The sequence below is a fragment of the Mesorhizobium sp. CA15 genome (assembly GCF_020165215.1).
GTDB lineage: Bacteria > Pseudomonadota > Alphaproteobacteria > Rhizobiales > Rhizobiaceae > Mesorhizobium.
Map to the genome: position 1 here is coordinate 42,157 of NZ_JAIUHQ010000024.1, position 18,186 is coordinate 60,342.

17 protein-coding genes are annotated in these 18,186 nt (G+C 63.2%); 4 read left to right on the forward strand and 13 right to left on the reverse strand.

Going from position 1 to position 18,186, the window contains the following annotated elements:
* Positions 1–36: 36 nt before the first annotated feature.
* On the reverse strand, positions 37–417 hold the full coding sequence (locus LB515_RS26030; RefSeq protein ID WP_224709414.1) for a DUF4260 family protein: 381 nt from the start codon (positions 415–417) through the stop codon (positions 37–39).
* A gap of 9 nt (positions 418–426) precedes the next feature.
* Positions 427–858 carry an iron response transcriptional regulator IrrA gene (gene irrA, locus LB515_RS26035; RefSeq protein WP_095766194.1) on the reverse strand — a complete coding sequence of 144 codons (432 nt, stop codon included), beginning with the start codon at positions 856–858 and terminating at the stop codon, positions 427–429.
* 249 nt (positions 859–1,107) lie between these two features.
* Between irrA and fabA the strand changes: the two genes are divergently transcribed.
* The 4 genes from fabA to LB515_RS26055 all read left to right on the forward strand — a co-directional run bounded on the left by fabA (position 1,108) and on the right by LB515_RS26055 (position 5,458).
* Positions 1,108–1,623, forward strand: coding sequence for a 3-hydroxyacyl-[acyl-carrier-protein] dehydratase FabA (fabA, locus tag LB515_RS26040; protein ID WP_224709415.1), 516 nt, complete (start codon positions 1,108–1,110; stop codon positions 1,621–1,623).
* A gap of 115 nt (positions 1,624–1,738) precedes the next feature.
* Positions 1,739–2,959, forward strand: coding sequence for a beta-ketoacyl-ACP synthase I (gene fabB, locus LB515_RS26045; RefSeq protein WP_224709416.1), 1,221 nt, complete (start codon positions 1,739–1,741; stop codon positions 2,957–2,959).
* A gap of 30 nt (positions 2,960–2,989) precedes the next feature.
* Positions 2,990–3,802 (forward strand): enoyl-ACP reductase FabI, encoded by an 813-nt coding sequence (gene fabI, locus LB515_RS26050; protein ID WP_224548708.1) that lies wholly within the window; start codon positions 2,990–2,992, stop codon positions 3,800–3,802.
* A 102-nt stretch (positions 3,803–3,904) separates the two neighbouring features.
* Entirely contained in the window at positions 3,905–5,458 is a 1,554-nt protein-coding gene (locus LB515_RS26055; protein WP_224709417.1) for a putative bifunctional diguanylate cyclase/phosphodiesterase, read from the forward strand.
* Between the two features lie 88 nt (positions 5,459–5,546).
* Here LB515_RS26055 and LB515_RS26060 read toward each other — a convergent pair whose 3' ends face one another.
* The 11 genes from LB515_RS26060 to LB515_RS26110 form a co-directional block, all read right to left on the reverse strand.
* Positions 5,547–6,557 carry a class I SAM-dependent methyltransferase gene (locus LB515_RS26060; protein WP_224709418.1) on the reverse strand — a complete coding sequence of 337 codons (1,011 nt, stop codon included), beginning with the start codon at positions 6,555–6,557 and terminating at the stop codon, positions 5,547–5,549.
* A gap of 133 nt (positions 6,558–6,690) precedes the next feature.
* A complete protein-coding gene (gene pnp, locus LB515_RS26065; protein WP_095765957.1) occupies positions 6,691–8,841 on the reverse strand; it encodes a polyribonucleotide nucleotidyltransferase in 2,151 nt (716 codons plus the stop codon).
* Positions 8,842–9,222: 381 nt separating this feature from the next.
* Entirely contained in the window at positions 9,223–9,492 is a 270-nt protein-coding gene (gene rpsO, locus LB515_RS26070) for a 30S ribosomal protein S15 (RefSeq protein WP_095765958.1), read from the reverse strand.
* 189 nt (positions 9,493–9,681) lie between these two features.
* A complete protein-coding gene (gene corA, locus LB515_RS26075; RefSeq protein ID WP_095765959.1) occupies positions 9,682–10,776 on the reverse strand; it encodes a magnesium/cobalt transporter CorA in 1,095 nt (364 codons plus the stop codon).
* 106 nt (positions 10,777–10,882) lie between these two features.
* Entirely contained in the window at positions 10,883–11,842 is a 960-nt protein-coding gene (gene truB / locus LB515_RS26080; RefSeq protein ID WP_224523372.1) for a tRNA pseudouridine(55) synthase TruB, read from the reverse strand.
* Positions 11,843–12,259, reverse strand: coding sequence for a 30S ribosome-binding factor RbfA (gene rbfA / locus LB515_RS26085; RefSeq protein ID WP_095765961.1), 417 nt, complete (start codon positions 12,257–12,259; stop codon positions 11,843–11,845).
* 123 nt (positions 12,260–12,382) lie between these two features.
* Entirely contained in the window at positions 12,383–14,950 is a 2,568-nt protein-coding gene (infB, locus tag LB515_RS26090) for a translation initiation factor IF-2 (RefSeq protein ID WP_224523370.1), read from the reverse strand.
* Positions 14,947–15,597 carry an RNA-binding protein gene (locus LB515_RS26095; RefSeq protein WP_224709419.1) on the reverse strand — a complete coding sequence of 217 codons (651 nt, stop codon included), beginning with the start codon at positions 15,595–15,597 and terminating at the stop codon, positions 14,947–14,949. The genes infB and LB515_RS26095 overlap by 4 nt, the downstream gene beginning before the upstream one ends.
* A gap of 32 nt (positions 15,598–15,629) precedes the next feature.
* Entirely contained in the window at positions 15,630–17,225 is a 1,596-nt protein-coding gene (nusA, locus tag LB515_RS26100) for a transcription termination factor NusA (RefSeq protein ID WP_095765964.1), read from the reverse strand.
* 46 nt (positions 17,226–17,271) lie between these two features.
* Positions 17,272–17,904, reverse strand: coding sequence for a ribosome maturation factor RimP (rimP, locus tag LB515_RS26105; RefSeq protein WP_140629422.1), 633 nt, complete (start codon positions 17,902–17,904; stop codon positions 17,272–17,274).
* A 155-nt stretch (positions 17,905–18,059) separates the two neighbouring features.
* On the reverse strand, positions 18,060–18,186 hold a 127-nt coding region (locus LB515_RS26110; protein ID WP_224523889.1), incomplete at its 5' end, for a type II toxin-antitoxin system RelE/ParE family toxin.

Sequence of the window (18,186 nt, forward strand, 5' to 3'; positions counted from 1 at the left end):
TTTCTCGACTCGGCCTGACCTGAATCTCAACACAGCCTAACTGGACACACCGTCCTGCTGGCGGCCGATGCGGCCGAGATGCGTCTCCTGAAAACCGGTAGGCAACTTGAGGCCGTAGCCGAGGGCACGGTCGATTGCGATGTGCGCGATCCAGATCAGCGCCACGGCGGTGGTGATCGGGCCGGCGAGCAACGCGCCCGCAAGCAGCAGGACGAGCGGGGCGATCAGGATATGCAAGGCGTTGTAGGTGATGGCGCCGACGCTTGGCCCGGCGAGGTAGCCCAGCATCGACAGGTCCGGCGCGAGGATGAGCAGCGCAAGCAGCCACCAGGAAAAGCCGGAGATTGCATAGCAAACGATAGCCAACGCGGCGACGGTGACCCATTCAAACCGGACAATCAAATCGACGGGCCGCATCACCACGGATCAGTTGCCGCGCTTCGGGCGAAGCCTCACGACGATGTCCACATTGGCGATCTCCATGCCTTCCGGAGGCGCCGGCAGATTGGAGACGGTCACCGGTCCGCTCTCGATGTCGAAAATCCGGTTCTCGCCCTCGACGTAGAAGTGATGGTGGTCGGAGGTGTTGGTGTCGAAATAAGTTTTCGAGCCTTCGACCGCCAGGATGCGCAGCAGTCCGGCCTGGGTGAACTGGTGGAGCGCGTTATAGACCGTCGCCAGCGAAACCGGCACGCCGGCGGCGATCGCCTCTTCGTGCAGTTCCTCGGCCGAAAGGTGGCGGTCGCCCTTGGCGAAAAGCAGGTCGGCCAGCGCAATGCGCTGGCGCGTCGGCCTCAGGCCGGCTTCGCGAACCCGCTTGTCCACAGCGACATTTTCCTTCCTGTAGCCCGAATCCATCTCTTCGCGTCGAAGCTTTGCTGCCCAGCCCACCAACAGGTCCAGAATGGCGAAAAGACGTCAAAAGCCAAAACCGGACATCAGCCGACATATATTCTGTAGTCCGAATGCGATCAATAGCGCGCATTGACCCGGGCAGGCGCACGGGTTAAGCGCAAACGCCGGTTTCCGGCCGCAAACAGAGTGTGTTAGGAAACCAACGAGAAGGGCGCCCTGCCGCCCGCGAAAGAACACGGGGACAGAAATTTGATGGCGGATCAAAAGTCCAGCTACGATTACGAGGAACTGCTTGCCTGCGCCCGCGGCGAGCTGTTCGGCCCGGGCAATGCCCAACTGCCCTACCCGCCGATGCTGATGTTCGACCGCATCACCGAGATCAGCGAGACCGGCGGCGCTTTCGACAAGGGCTTCATCCGCGCCGAGTTCGACATCAAGCCGGACCTGTGGTTCTTCGCCTGCCACTTCATCGGCAACCCGATCATGCCGGGCTGCCTCGGCCTCGACGCCATGTGGCAGTTGACCGGCTTCTATCTCGGCTGGCTGGGCGAACCGGGCAAAGGCATGGCGCTTTCGACGGGCGAGGTGAAGTTCAAGGGCATGGTGACGCCGTCGGTGAAGAAGGTCGAATATGGCATCGACTTCAAGCGCGTGATGCGCGGCCGCCTGGTGCTCGGCATCGCCGATGGGTGGCTCAAGGCGGATGGCGAACCCATATATGGGGCTACGGATCTGAAGGTCGGCCTGTCCAAGCAGCCGGCCGCCTGACCGTTTTCCGCCACGGCGCCCGCGTAGCCAACGGATGCCACGTCAGTTTGTTTGCGTATGATCAAGGGCGAAGCCGGTTAGGTCTTTCGCCCGAATACGCGGGAAGGAGTTGCGAATGAGACGGGTCGTAGTGACAGGGCTCGGCATTGTGTCCTCGATCGGCAACAATGCCAATGAGGTGCAGAGCTCGCTTTACGATGCAAAATCAGGCATCAGCTTTTCCAATTCCTTCGCCGAACACGGCTTCCGCTGCCAGGTCTGGGGCGCGCCGACGCTCGATCCCACCCCGATGATCGACCGCCGCGCCATGCGCTTCCTGAGCCAAGGCGCCGCCTGGAATCACGTCGCCATGGACCAAGCGATCGCCGATGCCGGCTTAAGCGAAGGCGACATCACCAATGAGCGGACCGGCATCGTGATGGGTTCCGGCGGGCCCTCGACCCGCACCATCGTCGAAGCCGCCGAAACCACGATCAAGAACAACAGCCCCAAGCGTATCGGCCCGTTCGCCGTGCCGAAAGCCATGTCGTCGACGGCGTCGGCCACCTTGGCCACATGGTTCAAGATCCACGGCGTCAATTATTCGATCTCGTCGGCCTGCTCGACCTCCGCGCATTGCATAGGCAATGCCTATGAGCTCATCCAGTGGGGCAAGCAGGACGTGATGTTTGCCGGCGGCCACGAGGACCTCGACTGGACCATGTCTGACCTGTTCGACGCCATGGGCGCCATGTCGTCGAAGTTCAACGACAACGCATCGGCCGCTTCTCGCGCCTATGACGTCAACCGCGACGGTTTCGTCATCGCCGGCGGCGCCGGCGTGCTGGTGCTGGAGGAGCTGGAGCACGCCAAGGCGCGCGGCGCCAAGATCTACGCCGAGGTCGTCGGGTACGGCGCGACTTCCGACGGCTACGACATGGTCGCACCTTCGGGGGAAGGCGCGATCCGCTGCATGCGCCAGGCGCTTGCCACGGTGTCTTCGCCGGTTGACTACATCAACACCCACGGCACCTCGACGCCGGTCGGCGATTCCAAGGAAATGGGCGCCATCCGCGAGGTGTTCGGCGACAAGATGCCTTACATCACCTCGACCAAATCGCTCACCGGCCATTCGCTGGGCGCAGCCGGCGTGCAGGAATCGATCTATTCGATCCTGATGATGCAGGGCGGTTTCATCGGCGAGAGCGCCCATATCGAGGAGCTCGATCCGGAATTCGAGGGCATGCCGATCGTGCGCAAGCGTATCAACGACGCCAGGATCGACACCGTCCTGTCCAACTCCTTCGGTTTCGGCGGCACCAACGCAACGCTGATTTTCCAGCGCTATTCCGCATAAGACCAGCGTTTTTCATAAGGATTGCCAGGCATGGAAGGGTTGATGAAGGGCAAGCGCGGGCTTGTCATGGGTGTTGCCAACGACCATTCGATTGCCTGGGGCATCGCCAAGAAGCTGTCGGAACACGGGGCCGAGCTCGCTTTCACCTATCAGGGCGACGCCTTCGGGCGGCGGGTCAAGCCGCTGGCCGAGAAAGTGGGAGCCTCGCTGATCGTGCCTTGCGATGTCGAGGACAGCGCCTCGGTCAGCGCGACCTTCGAGACCCTCGACAAGGCCTGGGGCGGGCTGGATTTCGTGGTGCACGCCATCGGCTTTTCCGACAAGAACGAGCTGAAGGGCCTTTATGCCGACACCAGCCGCGACAACTTCGTGCGCACCATGGTGATCTCCTGCTATTCCTTCACCGAGATCGCCCGCAACGCCGCCGCGTTGATGGGCAATGGCGGCTCGATGATCACGCTCACCTATGCCGGCTCGGTCAGGGTGATGCCGAACTACAACGTCATGGGCGTCGCCAAAGCCGGGCTGGAAGCCAGCGTGCGCTACCTGGCCAACGACTACGGCCCGCGCGGCATCAGGGTGAACGGCATCTCGGCCGGGCCGGTGCGGACGCTGGCCGGCTCCGGCGTGTCCGATGCCCGCCACATGTTCTCCTACCAGCAGCGCAACTCGCCTTTGCGGCGCACCGTGACCATCGACGAAGTCGGCGGCTCGGCGCTTTACCTGCTTTCCGATCTGTCGTCTGGCGTCACCGGTGAAATCCACTATGTCGATTCCGGCTATCACATCGTTTCGATGCCGGCACTGGAGGAATTGAAGCAGAACGACGGCACGCGGGAATAGTTCGCGGCGGCGACAGTAGCGCTCCAGTAAAATTGGATTCATCGGCGGAAACTCATTTTAAGGAGATATCCGCTATAAGGCCCCGCAATCTGGGGACAATGCATGCCTGCAGTCAGCAATCCCAAACGGACTCCGCTGTTCCGGCTGATCACCATCGCCAGCTCGGGCATGGGCAGTTTCATCCTTGGACTGTGGGGGCTGAGGTTCGGCTTCGGCGACGGCATGGCCGGCATGCCGGCCGAAACGATGGCGGGCGTCATTGCCGCTCTCTGCGCCCTTGCCGCCGGCGGAGCAGCACTCTCGTTCTTTGCCGGGGTCGACGAATCGGCGGCCTATGTCTTCAAGGAAACCCATTTCGACAAGCTGACCGGCCTTTTGTCGCGCCAGGCCATGGTCGGCAAGATAGCCGAGGCCGCCTCTGGGACGATCCGAACCGGCGAGCCGGTATTCTTGATCGACATCGATATCGACCGCTTCAAGCACATCAACGACGCCATCGGCTACAGCCAGGGCGACGAACTGATCTGCGCCTTCACCAGCAGGCTGACGGAGAATATGCCAGAGGATGCGGTGATCGGCCGTATCGGCGCCGGCGAATTTGCGGTGCTTTTGCCGGACCGCCAGATCAGGGGCTCGATCGAGCGGCTGATCGAGAAGCTCATCAACGAGATGATGGAGCCCTATCAGTTGCAGACGCATCTGCAGTCGGTCAGCCTGTCGGTCGGCATCGTGGCGATGCCAAAGGACGGCGTCGACCCGGTCCTGGTCCTGCGCCGCTCGAACCTGGCGCTGCAGAACGCGCGCGCCAGCGGCATCGGCAACTGGTCTGTCTTCAACGCCGACATGGGCCGCGTTGCGGACTATCGGCAATGGATCGAGTCGGAGCTGAAGACCGCTTTCGACCGAGGCGTCTTCAGTCTTCACTACCAGCCGCAGCTCGACCTGCCGAGCGGCCGCATCGTCGGTTATGAGGCGCTGATCCGCTGGAAGCACCCGGAGCGCGGCATGATCCCGCCGATGGAATTCATTCCGATCGCCGAGGAAACCGGCATGATCAATCCGATCGGCGAGTGGGTGCTGCGCAAGGCCTGCAGCGACGCCCGGTACCTGCCGGAGGAATGCTTCGTCGCCGTCAACATCTCGCCTGTCCAGTTCATGACCAGGGATTTCGTCGGCATCGTGCGGGAGGTGATGGAATCGACCGGCATCAAGCCCTCACGGCTGGAACTCGAGGTCACCGAGACGGCGATGATGCAGGACCGCGACCGCGCCGCAGCCATCCTGGAACAGCTTGCCGAGATGGGTATCTCTGTGGCCGTCGACGATTTCGGCACAGGCTATTCCAATTTGAGCTACCTGATCGATTTCTCCTTCGGCAAGCTGAAGATCGACCGTTCCTTCGTCAGCCGCATCGACACCGATTCCAGCTCCGGCGCGATCGTGTCGACCATTGTCGGCCTGTCACGGGCGCTGGGCGTGGGCATCATCGCCGAGGGCGTAGAGACCGAGAACCAGGCCACCCTGCTCCGAGCGGCCGGCTGCGAGGTTGTGCAGGGCTATCTGTTCGGCCGGCCGGCGCCGCTCAAGGTCGAGCTTGGCGAAGCGCGGTCCGCCTTCGGCACGCACGAGCCGGCCCGCATCGTCAGCCTGCAATAGAACAAGTATTCTTCCCGCCGCGATTGTGGATCCAAGGCTACGGCGAAGGCGCCGAATCCACCCCGCTGCACGCTTTTCCTTGATTGCTTCAGCGGCGCGCCGAAAACACCTTGAACATGCCATCGCGGGCGATCTCGGCATGGCTGGCGAAGGCCGCCGAGAGCGCCTGTTCGTAAGGCAGCTGGCGGTTGGCGACCATGAACAGGCGGCCGCCCGGTCTCAGCGCCTTCGACGCGGCGCGGATCATGCCGGAACCGATCTCCGGCTCGGACGCGCGGCCGCGGTGAAAGGGTGGGTTCATGACGATCGCGTCGTAGCGCCGTTCGACCGCCTCGGTGAGCAGATCGGTCCAGAAGAAACGCGGCTCGATGGCGCCGCCGTGGACGTTCAACCTGGCTGCTTCCAGGGCCTCAAAGTCCGCTTCGTAGAGATCGACTGCGGTGAGGCCTTGCGGGCGCAGCAGGATTTCCACCGCCAGATAACCCCAGCCGGCGCAGAAATCAGCGACATTGCCTTTGAGATCGTCAGGCAGGTTCGCGGCCAGCAGTTTCGAACCGGCATCGATCCGATCGAAGGAGAACATGCCAGGCCCGGTCTTGAAACCGCCTTCGATGATCAAATCGGGGTTGCCGGCGCGCAGCGTCGCGGCCGTCTCCGCGCCGGCTCGCTTGAACCAGAAGGCAACGCCGTGATGTTTCGGCAAATGGCCTTCGAGCGGCACCAGGACGTTGATCCGCTTGCGCAGGCTGTCGATGCCGCCCTCCTTGCCGCCGGCAACGACAACCAGCCCGCCCGGCTGGACGCGTTCTATTGCCTCGGCGACACGCTGCTCGTTCTGGCCGCGATGGCGGCCCGCAAGCACCAACGCCAGGTCGAAGGCGGTATCCTCAGCGCGCGGCGTGACCGCGTAGCCGGACGCCTGCAGCGTTCGAAAATGTGGCCGAAAGCCTTGCACGAGATGCAGCGCCGCCTCGAAGCCGGCGGGCAAGCGGAAGCCGGGCTCGGCGCCGAGAAACAGGACACGGGCATCCTTTCGCGGCAAAGGCAGGGCCTCGGCCTCGAACGGGTAGAACAGCGTCTTCAGCGGCTCCGCGGCCATTCACCTGCTCCGTAGGACCCTTTGTCCGACGCAATTCCGGACGAAAACGGTTGCCGCTTTCCTGGGAACTGCCCTGAAACAAAACGGGCGCGACCTCGCGGCGCGCCCGTCTTAAATTATCCGGTCAAACCGATCAGGCGGCGTCTTCCTCGCCGTCCGACTTCTTCTTGTCCTGGACGATTTCCTTGCCGGTCGCCTGGTCGACGACCTTCATCGACAGGCGGACCTTGCCGCGCTCGTCGAAGCCCATCAACTTGACCCAAACCTTGTCGCCTTCCTTGACGACGTCCGAGGTCTTGGCGACGCGCTCATTGGCGAGCTGCGAGATATGGACGAGACCGTCGCGCGGGCCGAAGAAATTGACGAACGCGCCGAAGTCGGCCGTCTTGACGACGGTGCCTTCATAGATCTCGCCGACTTCCGGCTCGGCGACGATGGTGTGGATCCACTTCTTCGCCGCTTCGATCTCCTTGGCATTCGCCGAAGCGATCTTGACCGTGCCGTCGTCCTCGATGTTGATCTTGGCGCCGGTCTTCTCGACGATCTCGCGAATCACCTTGCCGCCGGAACCGATGACGTCGCGGATCTTGTCGGTCGGGATATGCATGACCTCGATGCGCGGCGCGAATTCGCCAAGCTCGGCGCGGGCGCCGGACAGCGCATGCGCCATCTCGCCGAGAATATGCAGGCGGCCGTCCTTGGCCTGGGCAAGCGCGATGCCCATGATCTCCTCAGTGATGCCATCGATCTTGATGTCCATCTGCAGCGAGGTGACGCCGTTGGCGGTGCCGGCGACCTTGAAGTCCATGTCGCCGAGGTGGTCCTCGTCACCGAGGATGTCGGAGAGCACCGCAAAGCGCTCACCTTCCTTGATCAGGCCCATGGCGATGCCGGCGACCGGCTTTGCCAGCGGCACGCCGGCATCCATCAGCGCCAGCGAGGTGCCGCAGACGGTCGCCATCGAGGACGAGCCGTTGGACTCGGTGATCTCCGAAACGACGCGCAGCGTGTAGGGGAACTGGTCCGCGCTCGGCAGCATCGGCCGGATGGCGCGCCAGGCGAGCTTGCCGTGGCCGATCTCGCGGCGGCCCGGCGAACCCATGCGGCCCGTCTCGCCGACGGAATAGGGCGGGAAGTTGTAGTGAAGGAGGAACTTCTCCTTGTACATGCCGGTCAGCGAATCGACATACTGCTCGTCCTCGCCGGTGCCGAGCGTGGCAACGACCAGCGCCTGGGTTTCGCCGCGTGTGAACAGCGCCGAACCATGGGTGCGCGCCAGGACGCCGACTTCGGAGACGATCTTGCGGACCGTCTTCAGGTCGCGGCCGTCAATGCGCGAGCCGGTGTCGAGGATGTTCCAGCGCACGACCTTGGCCTGGAGTTCCTTGAACACCGAGCCGATCTGCTCGGAAGTGTATTTGGCCTCTTCGCCTTCGGCCGGCGCAAACGCGGCCTTGACCTTCGACTTGACGGCGTCGACGGCGGCATAGCGCTTCTGCTTGTCGGTGATCTTGTAGGCCTCGCGAAGCTCGTCGCCGACGATCTTCAGCATCTCGGCTTCAAGCGCTGAGTAATCCGGCGCGGTGAAGTCGCGCGGCTCCTTGGCGGCGACCTCGGCCAGCTTGATGATCGCGTCGATCACAGGCTGGAAGCTCTTGTGGCCGAACACGACGGCGCCGAGCATCAGTTCCTCGGAGAGTTCCTTGGCCTCGGATTCGACCATAAGCACGGCGTCGCCGGTGCCGGCGACGACGAGGTCGAGCTTGGATTCCTGCATTTCGTCGATATGCGGGTTGAGCACATATTCGCCGTTGATGTAGCCCACGCGGGCGCCGCCGATCGGGCCCATGAACGGCACGCCGGAAAGCGTGAGCGCAGCGGAGGTGGCCACGATCGACAGAATATCGGGATCGTTCTCGAGATCATGCTGGACGACGGTGACGACGATCTGGGTATCGTTCTTGTAGCCGTCGGCGAAAAGCGGGCGGATCGGGCGGTCGATCAGGCGGGAAACCAGCGTTTCCTTTTCGCTCGGGCGGCCCTCACGCTTGAAGTAGCCGCCCGGGATCTTGCCGGCGGCGTAGGTCTTTTCCTGGTAGTTAACGGTAAGCGGGAAGAAATCGAGGCCGGGCTTCGGCTCCTTCATCGAAACGACGGTGGCGAGAACGACGGTCTCGCCATAGGTGGCGAGCACCGCGCCGTCAGCCTGGCGCGCGATCTTGCCGGTTTCCAGGATGAGCGGACGGCCGCCCCATTCGATTTCCACTTTGTGTTGATTGAACATGTCTTGTCCTTCATATGCGGAAAGGGCCGCGCCGTCCTAACGGTCACGGGTTCTCCCTTTCCTGGCTTCCTTCGGGCAGCCACGGGCAAGACAACGGGAGGCTCGTAGGTCCGGCTCATAAGCCGAGCGAGCATCCTGCAATCCTGCCCCATGACCGTCCATGGGGCGGTTCCGAATGGCCCTCTGCGCGTCCGGAACCGTGTTTGGCCGACCGATCGGCCGGCTTTTGCGCATGACGCCGGAAACCGCTGTTTCCGGAACGCGCCTTGCGCGAACGCGAATTTCTAGAGCGCGCCGCGCTCCGGCATTATCGTACCGGATCGACCGATGCGCCAATGCGCGACCGGCGGGCCCTCCGAGGAAGACCCGCCGGTCAATTCGTCAGCGACGCAGACCGAGCTTGTCGATCAGCGTCTGATAGCGCCCGTCATCCTTGCGCTTGAGGTAGTCAAGCAGGCTGCGGCGCTGGGAGACCAGAGCAAGCAGGCCACGGCGGGAATGGTTATCCTTCTTGTGGTCCTTGAAGTGCTCGGTCAGGTTCTTGATGCGCTCGGAAAGAATGGCAACCTGGACTTCCGGGGATCCGGTGTCGCCCTTGGCGGTTGCGAATTCGGTCATCAATTCCTTCTTGCGGTCGGCAGTAATCGACATCGTGCTTTTCCTTATCTGTTGGAGGAAACGGGACGCCCACAGCCGGGATGTCGTCCAGCAGGGGCCAGTGCAAGCGACGCGTCAGGGCGCGAAGCTGCGGCGCATATAGTCCAATTCCGGAATAAACACCAGCCCAAATGTCAAGCCGGCTTGTCGCAGGTCTTGCCACGAAAACAAAGGGTTCAGCGGCTATAGCCACTTCTTCCATTTGAAGAAGAAGATCAGTCCGGCGGCGACAAGCGCCATGAACAGAATTGCCACCGGATAACCGTAATAGGCTTTCAGCTCCGGCATGTTCCAGGGCGAGCTTTGCGGATCGAAATTCATCCCCCAGACGCCGACCAGGAAGGTCAGCGGCATGAAGATCACCGAGACGATCGTCAAATAGGAAATGACGTCATTGGTGCGGGCCTGGGTCAGCGAGACATGCATCTCGATCAGGCCGGTGAGCATGTCGCGCTGGTTCTCGACCAGCTCGATCAGACGCAGCGAATGGTCGAGCGTGTCATTGAAGAAGATCTTGGTCTCCGCCTTCACGAAGGCCACGTCGTTGCGGATCAGCGTCGCCAGCGTGTCGCGCATCGGCCACAGCACGCCTTTGAGCACGTTGGCGTCACGCCGCAATTCATGCAGCTGCCGCATCTGGTGCTTGTGCGGCTTATTCAGCATCTCGTCCTCGATGCCGTCGACCAATTCGCTCGCCGCCTCGATCGGTGGGAAATAGCTGTCGACGATGGCATCGATCAGCGCATAGGCAAGATAGTCGGCCCCGCGCGAGCGCAGGCGGTTGGGCATCGCGGCCGCAATGCGCTTGCGCACCGGATCGAACGGATCGCCTTCGCGCTCCTGGAACGTGACGACGAAATTGCCGCCGAAGAACAACGCGATCTGCTCGTAGCGATGCGAGGTGACATCGTCGATCATGCGCATGACGACGAAGGCATGATCCTCGAAGAAATCCACCTTGGGCCGCTGTCCGGTGTTGACGACGTCCTCCAGTGCCAGCGGATGCAGGCTGAAGATGCGGCCGATCTCCTCGATCAGCGGGATATTGGCAAGTCCGGTGCAATCCAGCCAGACGACAGGCCATTTCTCGCAATGCGCGTTGAGATCGTCGATCGAGGCATTGTCGATTGTTTTGTATTTCTCGGGCGAGATCAGCGTCAGCCGGAGTTCGCTGCGCCGCGCCGCCGGATCGGCGATAAGCGTGCCTGGCGACGCCCCAACCGGCGGCCGGCGGGTTTTCAGCGGTTCCCGCTTCTTGCCTGCATCGGCCTTGGCCATGAGATATCCTCGGGACTCAGCATTCGGCCTAGATTAGAGCAATTCCAGCAAAAGTGCGCAGCGGTTTCCCGTCCGGAATTGCGTAAATACAAATACTTACACCGGATTACCCGACAAAGACCCGCTTGGGCTTGAACATGCCCTGCTCGATGGCGCCGATAGCGACGAGCTTGCCGCGCGCGGTGGCGCAGGCCTCCTCGGCCTCGACCGGCGCGTCGCGGCCGCGAATGATGACGGGATTGCCGAGGCGGATCTTCGTCGCCGCGTCGTCGCTGACCGCGACCTGCGGCAGGCAGTCGAGCGCCGCCGCCGTTTCGACAAGCAGCGCATCAATGGCGCTGAAATCGACCGGGGCGTCCATTTCATCGGATTTGTCGTCATCCTTTTCGCCAAAGCGGGCCGCTTCCAGCTCGGCGACAGTGACGAAATCCTCCGGCGTGAACGGCTCGACCTCGACGCGGCGCAATTCGGCGACGTGGCCGAAGCAGCCGAGATCGCGGCCCATGTCGCGGGCCAGCGAGCGCACATAGGTGCCCTTGCCGCATTCGACCTCGAAGACAGTTTTGTCGGCACCATGTTCGACAATGTCCAAACGGCCGATTTCAATTTCCCGCGCGGGTATCTCGACCGTCTCGCCTTCACGGGCAAGGTCATAGGCGCGTTCGCCGGCGATCTTGATGGCCGAGAATTGCGGCGGCGTCTGCATGATGACGCCGGTGTATTTCGGCAGCAGCGCCCTCACCTCCGCCTCGTCCGGCCGACGGTCGGAATTGCTGGTCACCGGGCCTTCGAGGTCGTCGGTCGAGCGCTCTTCGCCCCAGGCGACGGTGAAGCGGTAGACCTTGGCGCCGTCCTGCACATAAGGAACGGTCTTGGTCGCCTCGCCGAGCGCGATCGGCAACATGCCGGAAGCCAGTGGATCGAGCGTGCCGGCATGGCCGGCCTTCTCGGCTTGAAACAGCCATTTGATCTTGGAAACCGCCTCGGTCGAGCCCATGCCGACCGGCTTGTCCAGCACCACCCAACCGGAGACCGGCCGCCCCTTCTTCTTACCGCGACGCGCCACCTATTCCTCGTCCTTGTCGTTGTTCTTGCCGTCACCGAGATCGCGTGCGACTTCGGGCGATTTCAGCAGTTCATTGATCTTCGCGAAATTGTCGAAGGACGTGTCCAGCCTAAAGCGAAACTCCGGCATGTACTTCATCTGCCTGAGCGCGCCGGAGACGCGGCCGCGGATGAATTTCGCGTGCCTGTTGAGCGCCTCGATCACGGCGCCGTCGTCCCCCGCGCCAAGCGGCGAGACGAAGGCGGTGGCGATCTTGAGATCGGGCGACATGCGCACCTCGGACACCGAGACGACGCTGTTCTCGATCACCGGATCGATGATCTCGCCGCGCTGCAAGGTTTCAGACAGGGCGTGACGCACCTGCTCGCCGACGCGCAGCATGCGCTGGGAGGGGCCTGACGGTGTCGAACGGGGCATTTTCTCTGGTCCTGAAATCGTGAAGCGCGGGATGGGACCGCGCCACATGTCTCAACATGCATGAGGGAACTGGGCGGCAGCCTTTCGGCCGCCGCCCGTTATTATTCGGCAAGTATACCCGAATTAGAGCGTTCTGGTTACCATCTCGACGCGGAAGCACTCGATGACGTCGCCGACACGCATGTCCTCGTAGTTCTGGAAGGCCATGCCGCATTCCTGGCCGCCCGGCACTTCCGCAACCTCGTCCTTGAAGCGCTTCAGCGTCTTCAGCGTGCCTTCGTGGATCACGACGTTGTCGCGGATCAGGCGAACACCCGCGCCACGCTCGACCTTGCCTTCGGTGACACGGCAGCCGGCGATCTTGCCGACCTTGGAGATGTCGAAGATCTCGAGGATCTCGGCATTGCCGATGAAGGTCTCGCGCCGCTCCGGCGAAAGCATGCCGGAAAGTGCCGCCTTCACGTCATCGACGAGGTTGTAGATGATCGAGTAGTAGCGGATCTCGATGCCGGCCGCGGCCGCGGCCGCACGCGCCTGCGCATTAGCGCGGACGTTGAAGCCGATGATCGCCGCTCCGGACGTCTCGGCGAGCGAGACATCGCTTTCGGTGATGCCGCCGGCGCCGGCATGGACGATGCGCGCGCGCACCTCGTCATTGCCGAGCTTTTCAAGCGCGGCATTGATCGCCTCGATCGAACCCTGCACGTCGCCCTTGATGACCAGCGGGAATTCCTTCAATCCGCTCGTCTGCAGCTGCGACATCATCTGCTCGAGCGAGCCGCGCTGGCCGGCATGCTTGGCCACTGCCTTGTCGCGCGCCAGGCGCTGGCGGTATTCGGTGATCTCACGGGCGCGCGCCTCGTTGTTGACGACGGCGAAGCGGTCGCCCGCCTGCGGCGTGCCCTGGAGGCCAAGCACCTCGACCGGCATTGCCGGCGGCGCTTCCGGCACATGCTCGCCGCGATCGTTGACGAGCGCGCGCACACGGCCCCACTCGTTGCCGGCGACGATGATGTCGCCCGGCATCAGCGTGCCGGTCTGCACCAGCACCGTGGCGACGGGACCGCGTCCCTTGTCCAGCTGCGCCTCGATGACCGCGCCTTCGGCGGTGCGGTCGGGATTGGCCTTGAGGTCGAGGACTTCGGACTGCAGCAGGATCGCTTCCAAGAGCTTGTCGAGATTGATGCCCTTGGTCGCCGAAACCTCGACGTCCAACACCTCACCGCCCATCGATTCCACGAACACTTCGTGGCGCAGCAGTTCGGTCCGCACCTTCTGCGGGTCGGCATCGCGCTTGTCGATCTTGTTGATGGCCACGATGATCGGCACGCCGGCCGCCTTCGCGTGGTTGATCGATTCGATCGTCTGCGGCATCACGCTGTCGTCGGCCGCCACCACCAACACCGCGATGTCGGTAACCTGCGCGCCACGGGCGCGCATGGCCGTAAAGGCCGCGTGGCCGGGCGTGTCGATGAAGGTGATCTTCTGACCGTTCTTCTCGATCTGGTAGGCACCGATATGCTGGGTGATGCCGCCGGCCTCGCCGGAGACGACATTGGCGTTGCGGATGGCATCGAGCAGCGAGGTCTTGCCGTGGTCGACATGGCCCATGATCGTCACGACCGGCGGACGCGACACAAGGTCTTCCGGGCGGTCGGCGATGTTGAACAGGCCTTCCTCGATGTCGGATTCGGCGACGCGGCGGACCGTGTGGCCGAATTCGGAGGCGACCAGTTCGGCCGTGTCGGCGTCGATGACGTCGCCTGGCTTGAGGATCTGGCCCTGCTTCATGAAGAACTTGACCACGTCCACGGCGCGCTCGGACATGCGTTGCGCCAGTTCCTGGATAGTGATGGTTTCGGGCAGGATCACTTCGCGCATGACTTTCTCGCGCGGCTCATTGTGAAGCGCGCGTTTGAATTTTTCCTGGCGGCGACGCATCGACGATAGCGAACGGGCGCGTGCGTCGTCATCCGACAGCGCCGAGTTCAGCGTCAGCTTGCCGCGGCGGCGATCTTCCTCGCCCTTTGTCGGCTTGGCAGGCCTTGCCACTTCCGGCGTCGCAAGACGGCGTGGTGGCGCACTCGCGGCACCGGCACCGGTACGCCTCGGCTTGGCCTCCTCCTCGTCGTCAGCGGTGGCGACATCCGCAGCCAGCGGCGCGCGGCGGCGAGCCTCTTCCTCGGCGCGCCGGCGGGCCTCGGCCTCAGTCTGCAGGCGTGCCTCCTCCTCGGCCTGACGGCGCGCGGATTCGTCGCGCTCGCGCTTGCGGCGTTCCTCTTCCTCGGCGCGGCGCTTGGCATCTTCCTGAGCGCGCAAGCGATCCTCGGCCTCGCGGGCCTTGGAGCCTTCCAGCGCCTTGCGGCGCGCTTCCATCTCGCCGCGCGAGAGCTCGTTCAGGACCATGCCGGAACGCTCCGGCGGCGGAGGCGGCGCCTTCGGCGCTTCCTGCACGACAGGCGCGGCGGCAACGGCGGGCTTCGGCGTGAAGACGGACGCAGCCGCCGGCTCCGGCTTGTCGCCGGGCAGCGAGAACTTGCGCTTCTTGGTCTCGACCACGACCGACTTGGTGCGGCCATGCGAGAAATTCTGGCGCACGGTGCCCTGCTCGAGGCCGGGGCGCTTCAGCGTCAAGGTCTTCTTCGGCGTCACGCTCAACGTCTTGTCGTCGCCCGATTTCGTATCGCTCATTCCATATCCTCTGCGGCATCATCTTCGTCAGCAACGGCCGCAAGCATTGCCAGATCGTTCGGGGTACCGCCCCGATATCGGTCGAGCGCAACTACGCGCTTCTCAACCGCCTGTCCCGCGTCCTGCGCGAGAACGGCAGCATGTATCACATTTGTACCCCCCAATGCCAAGCTCAACTCGGCTTCGGGGAAAAGTTTGTAGGCAAGGATGGCCGGTCCGCTGAGATGGACGGTTGCCCGCCGCGCCTGACTGATCTTGCGGACACCGTCGTCCGAAGCCTCGGTCGCATGCAGCACCAGAAGCGCCAGCCCGTCGCGCACCGCGCCTTCGACCTTGGCGGCGCCAAGGACAACGGCGCCAGCCTTGCGAGCAAGGCCAAGCATGCCCAGAGCGGATCTGGAGAGCAGCCCGTCGACCATGCCGCCGAGATCGGCCGGAACGGTCACCTGCGCCTTGAAGGCACGGGCAAACAGGTTCTTGGCCGCTGCCTTCTCGATATGTAGGCGATCGGCAGTAACCCAGCAACCGCGGCCGGGCAGATTTCTCTTGATGTCCGGAACGACGACCGAATCCGGGCCGACGACGAAGCGGATCAGTTCATCCGCTTCGGCCTGCCTGCGCGTAACGATGCAAGTGCGATCGTTCATCTCGTCCACGGGCTTTGCGATTGGTGGTCACCTCACGCACCGACGGTTTCGTCGGCCGCTGCCTCTTCGGCAGCGAGTTCTTCCTCGGTGATCCAGCCGGCCTGCTTGCGGGCGGCGAGCACCATCTGCTCCGCCTCCGCGCGCGAGACGCCGTGGCTGGCGAGCACGCCCGGATAGACCTTGGTCTCGCCGTCCTTGCGCTCTTTCCAGCCGATCAGATCGTCGGCGGCATAGCCGGCGAAGTCCTCGACCGTCTTCACGCCGTCCTCGCCGAGCGTCACCATCATGGCGGTGGTGATGCCGGGAATGTCGCGCAGCTCGTCCTTCACGCCCAGCGCCTTGCGCTTTTCGTCGTGCTCGGCCTCGATCTTCTCCAGATATTCGCGGGCGCGGGTCTGGATTTCCGAAGCGGTGTCCTCGTCGAAGCCATCGATCGAAGAAATTTCGCCAGAGTCGACATAAGCGACTTCCTCGACGCTGGTGAAGCCTTCGGAGGCAAGCACCTGGCCGACCATCTCATCGACGTCGAGCGCTTCCATGAAGAGCGCCGAACGCTCGACGAATTCCTTCTGGCGACGCTCGCTTTCTTCCTGCTCGGTCAGAATGTCGATATCCCAGCCGGTGAGCTGCGAGGCAAGGCGCACGTTCTGGCCGCGGCGGCCGATGGCCAGCGACAGCTGGTCGTCCGGTACCACCACCTCGATGCGCTCGGCGTCCTCGTCGAGCACCACCTTGGCGACCTCGGCCGGCTGCAGCGCGTTGACGATGAAGGACGCGGCCGATGGCGACCACGGAATGATATCGATCTTCTCGCCCTGCAATTCGCCGACCACGGCCTGGACGCGGCTGCCGCGCATGCCGACGCAGGCGCCGACCGGATCGATCGAGGAATCGCGCGAGATAACGGCGATCTTGGCGCGCGAGCCCGGATCGCGGGCGACCGACTTGATCTCGATGATGCCGTCATAGATTTCCGGCACTTCCATGGTGAAGAGCTTGGCCATGAACTGCGGATGGGTGCGCGACAGGAAGATCTGCGGGCCGCGCTGCTCGCGGCGCACGTCATAGACATAGGCCCGCACGCGGTCGCCATATTTGTAGTTCTCGCGCGGGATCAGCTCGTCGCGGCGGATGATCGCCTCGCCGCGACCGAGATCGACGATGACATTGCCGTACTCGACGCGCTTGACGGTGCCGTTGACGATCTCGCCGATGCGATCCTTGTACTCGTCATACTGGCGATCGCGCTCGGCCTCACGCACCTTCTGGACGATGACCTGCTTGGCCGACTGCGCGGCGATGCGGCCGAAATCCATGGGCGGCAGCTGCTCGGCGATGAAGTCGCCGATCTGGGCGTCGGGGTTGCGCTCGCGCGCCGTGGAAAGCGCGATCTGCGTCGCGTAGTCCTCGACCTTCTCGACCACTTCCATCAGCCGCTGCAGCTTCATCTCGCCGGTGTTCGGGTTGATGTCGGCGCGGATGTTGGTCTCCTGGCCGTAACGAGAGCGCGCTGCCTTCTGGATCGCATCGGCCATGGCGGCGATAACGATCTGCTTGTCGATCGACTTTTCACGCGCGACCGCGTCGGCGATCTGCAGCAGTTCAAGCCTGTTGGCGCTTACAACCATTGTCTTTCTCCCGATTTCGCGCCGGGCATACGGCCCGGCTACTCAATCAACTTTCCTGTTCGGTTTCATTTTCCTCGCCGTCGGCAGCGTCTTCCGCTTCGCCACGGCGCTTCCTGGCTTCCTTGCGCGCCCGGTTGTCCTTCGACAGGGCATCGCGGATGAGATCGTCGGTCAGCACCAGCCGGGCCTCGGCGATCGCGTCGTAAGGCACGCGCACCGTCGGCTCTTCGCCATAGGCCGCCTTGTCGCGCTCGATCAGGATGCCATCGGCATCCGCCTCGGCGATCTTGCCCTTGAAGCGTTTGCGGTCGCCGACAAGAACCGATGTCTCCAGCTTGACCAGATGGCCGGTCCAGGCGGTGAAATCCGACTTGCGCACCAGCGGCCGGTCGATGCCTGGCGAGGAAACTTCCAGATGATACGCCTTTTCGATCGGATCATCGACATCGAGCGCCGGCGACACGGCGCGGCTGACCTCTTCGCAATCCTCGACGGTCATGGTGCCGTCCTCGCGTTCGGCCATGATCTGCAGCGTCAGCCCGTTCTGGCCGGTCAACTGCACCCGCACGAGCCGGAAGCCGATGGCCTTGAGCACCGGCTGCACGATCAGCGCAATGCGCGCATCGATACCGCTTTCGCGGATGATACGGTCGTCGGCCTCGCTTGCCGCTGCAGTCATCAGATCCCTGTCGCTTTTTGCTTCCGGCCGGCAGGTAACAAAAAAGAGCGGGACCGGGTGGACCCACTCTTCGTCATACCGACCAAGAATTTGAAGTTGATATAGACGATTGCCGCCGGCGTTTCAAGCCTTCAGGCACAGGCCAGCGGTGGTGTCTACAACTGGCGCGGCCATCGTTGGGCCGCATGCATCACGGTGAGTATCTCGATCTCCTCGCCGATAACACGGTAGGGAATTATGTATGGGACATCAGCGAGGACCAGTTCTCGTGTCCCTTTCACC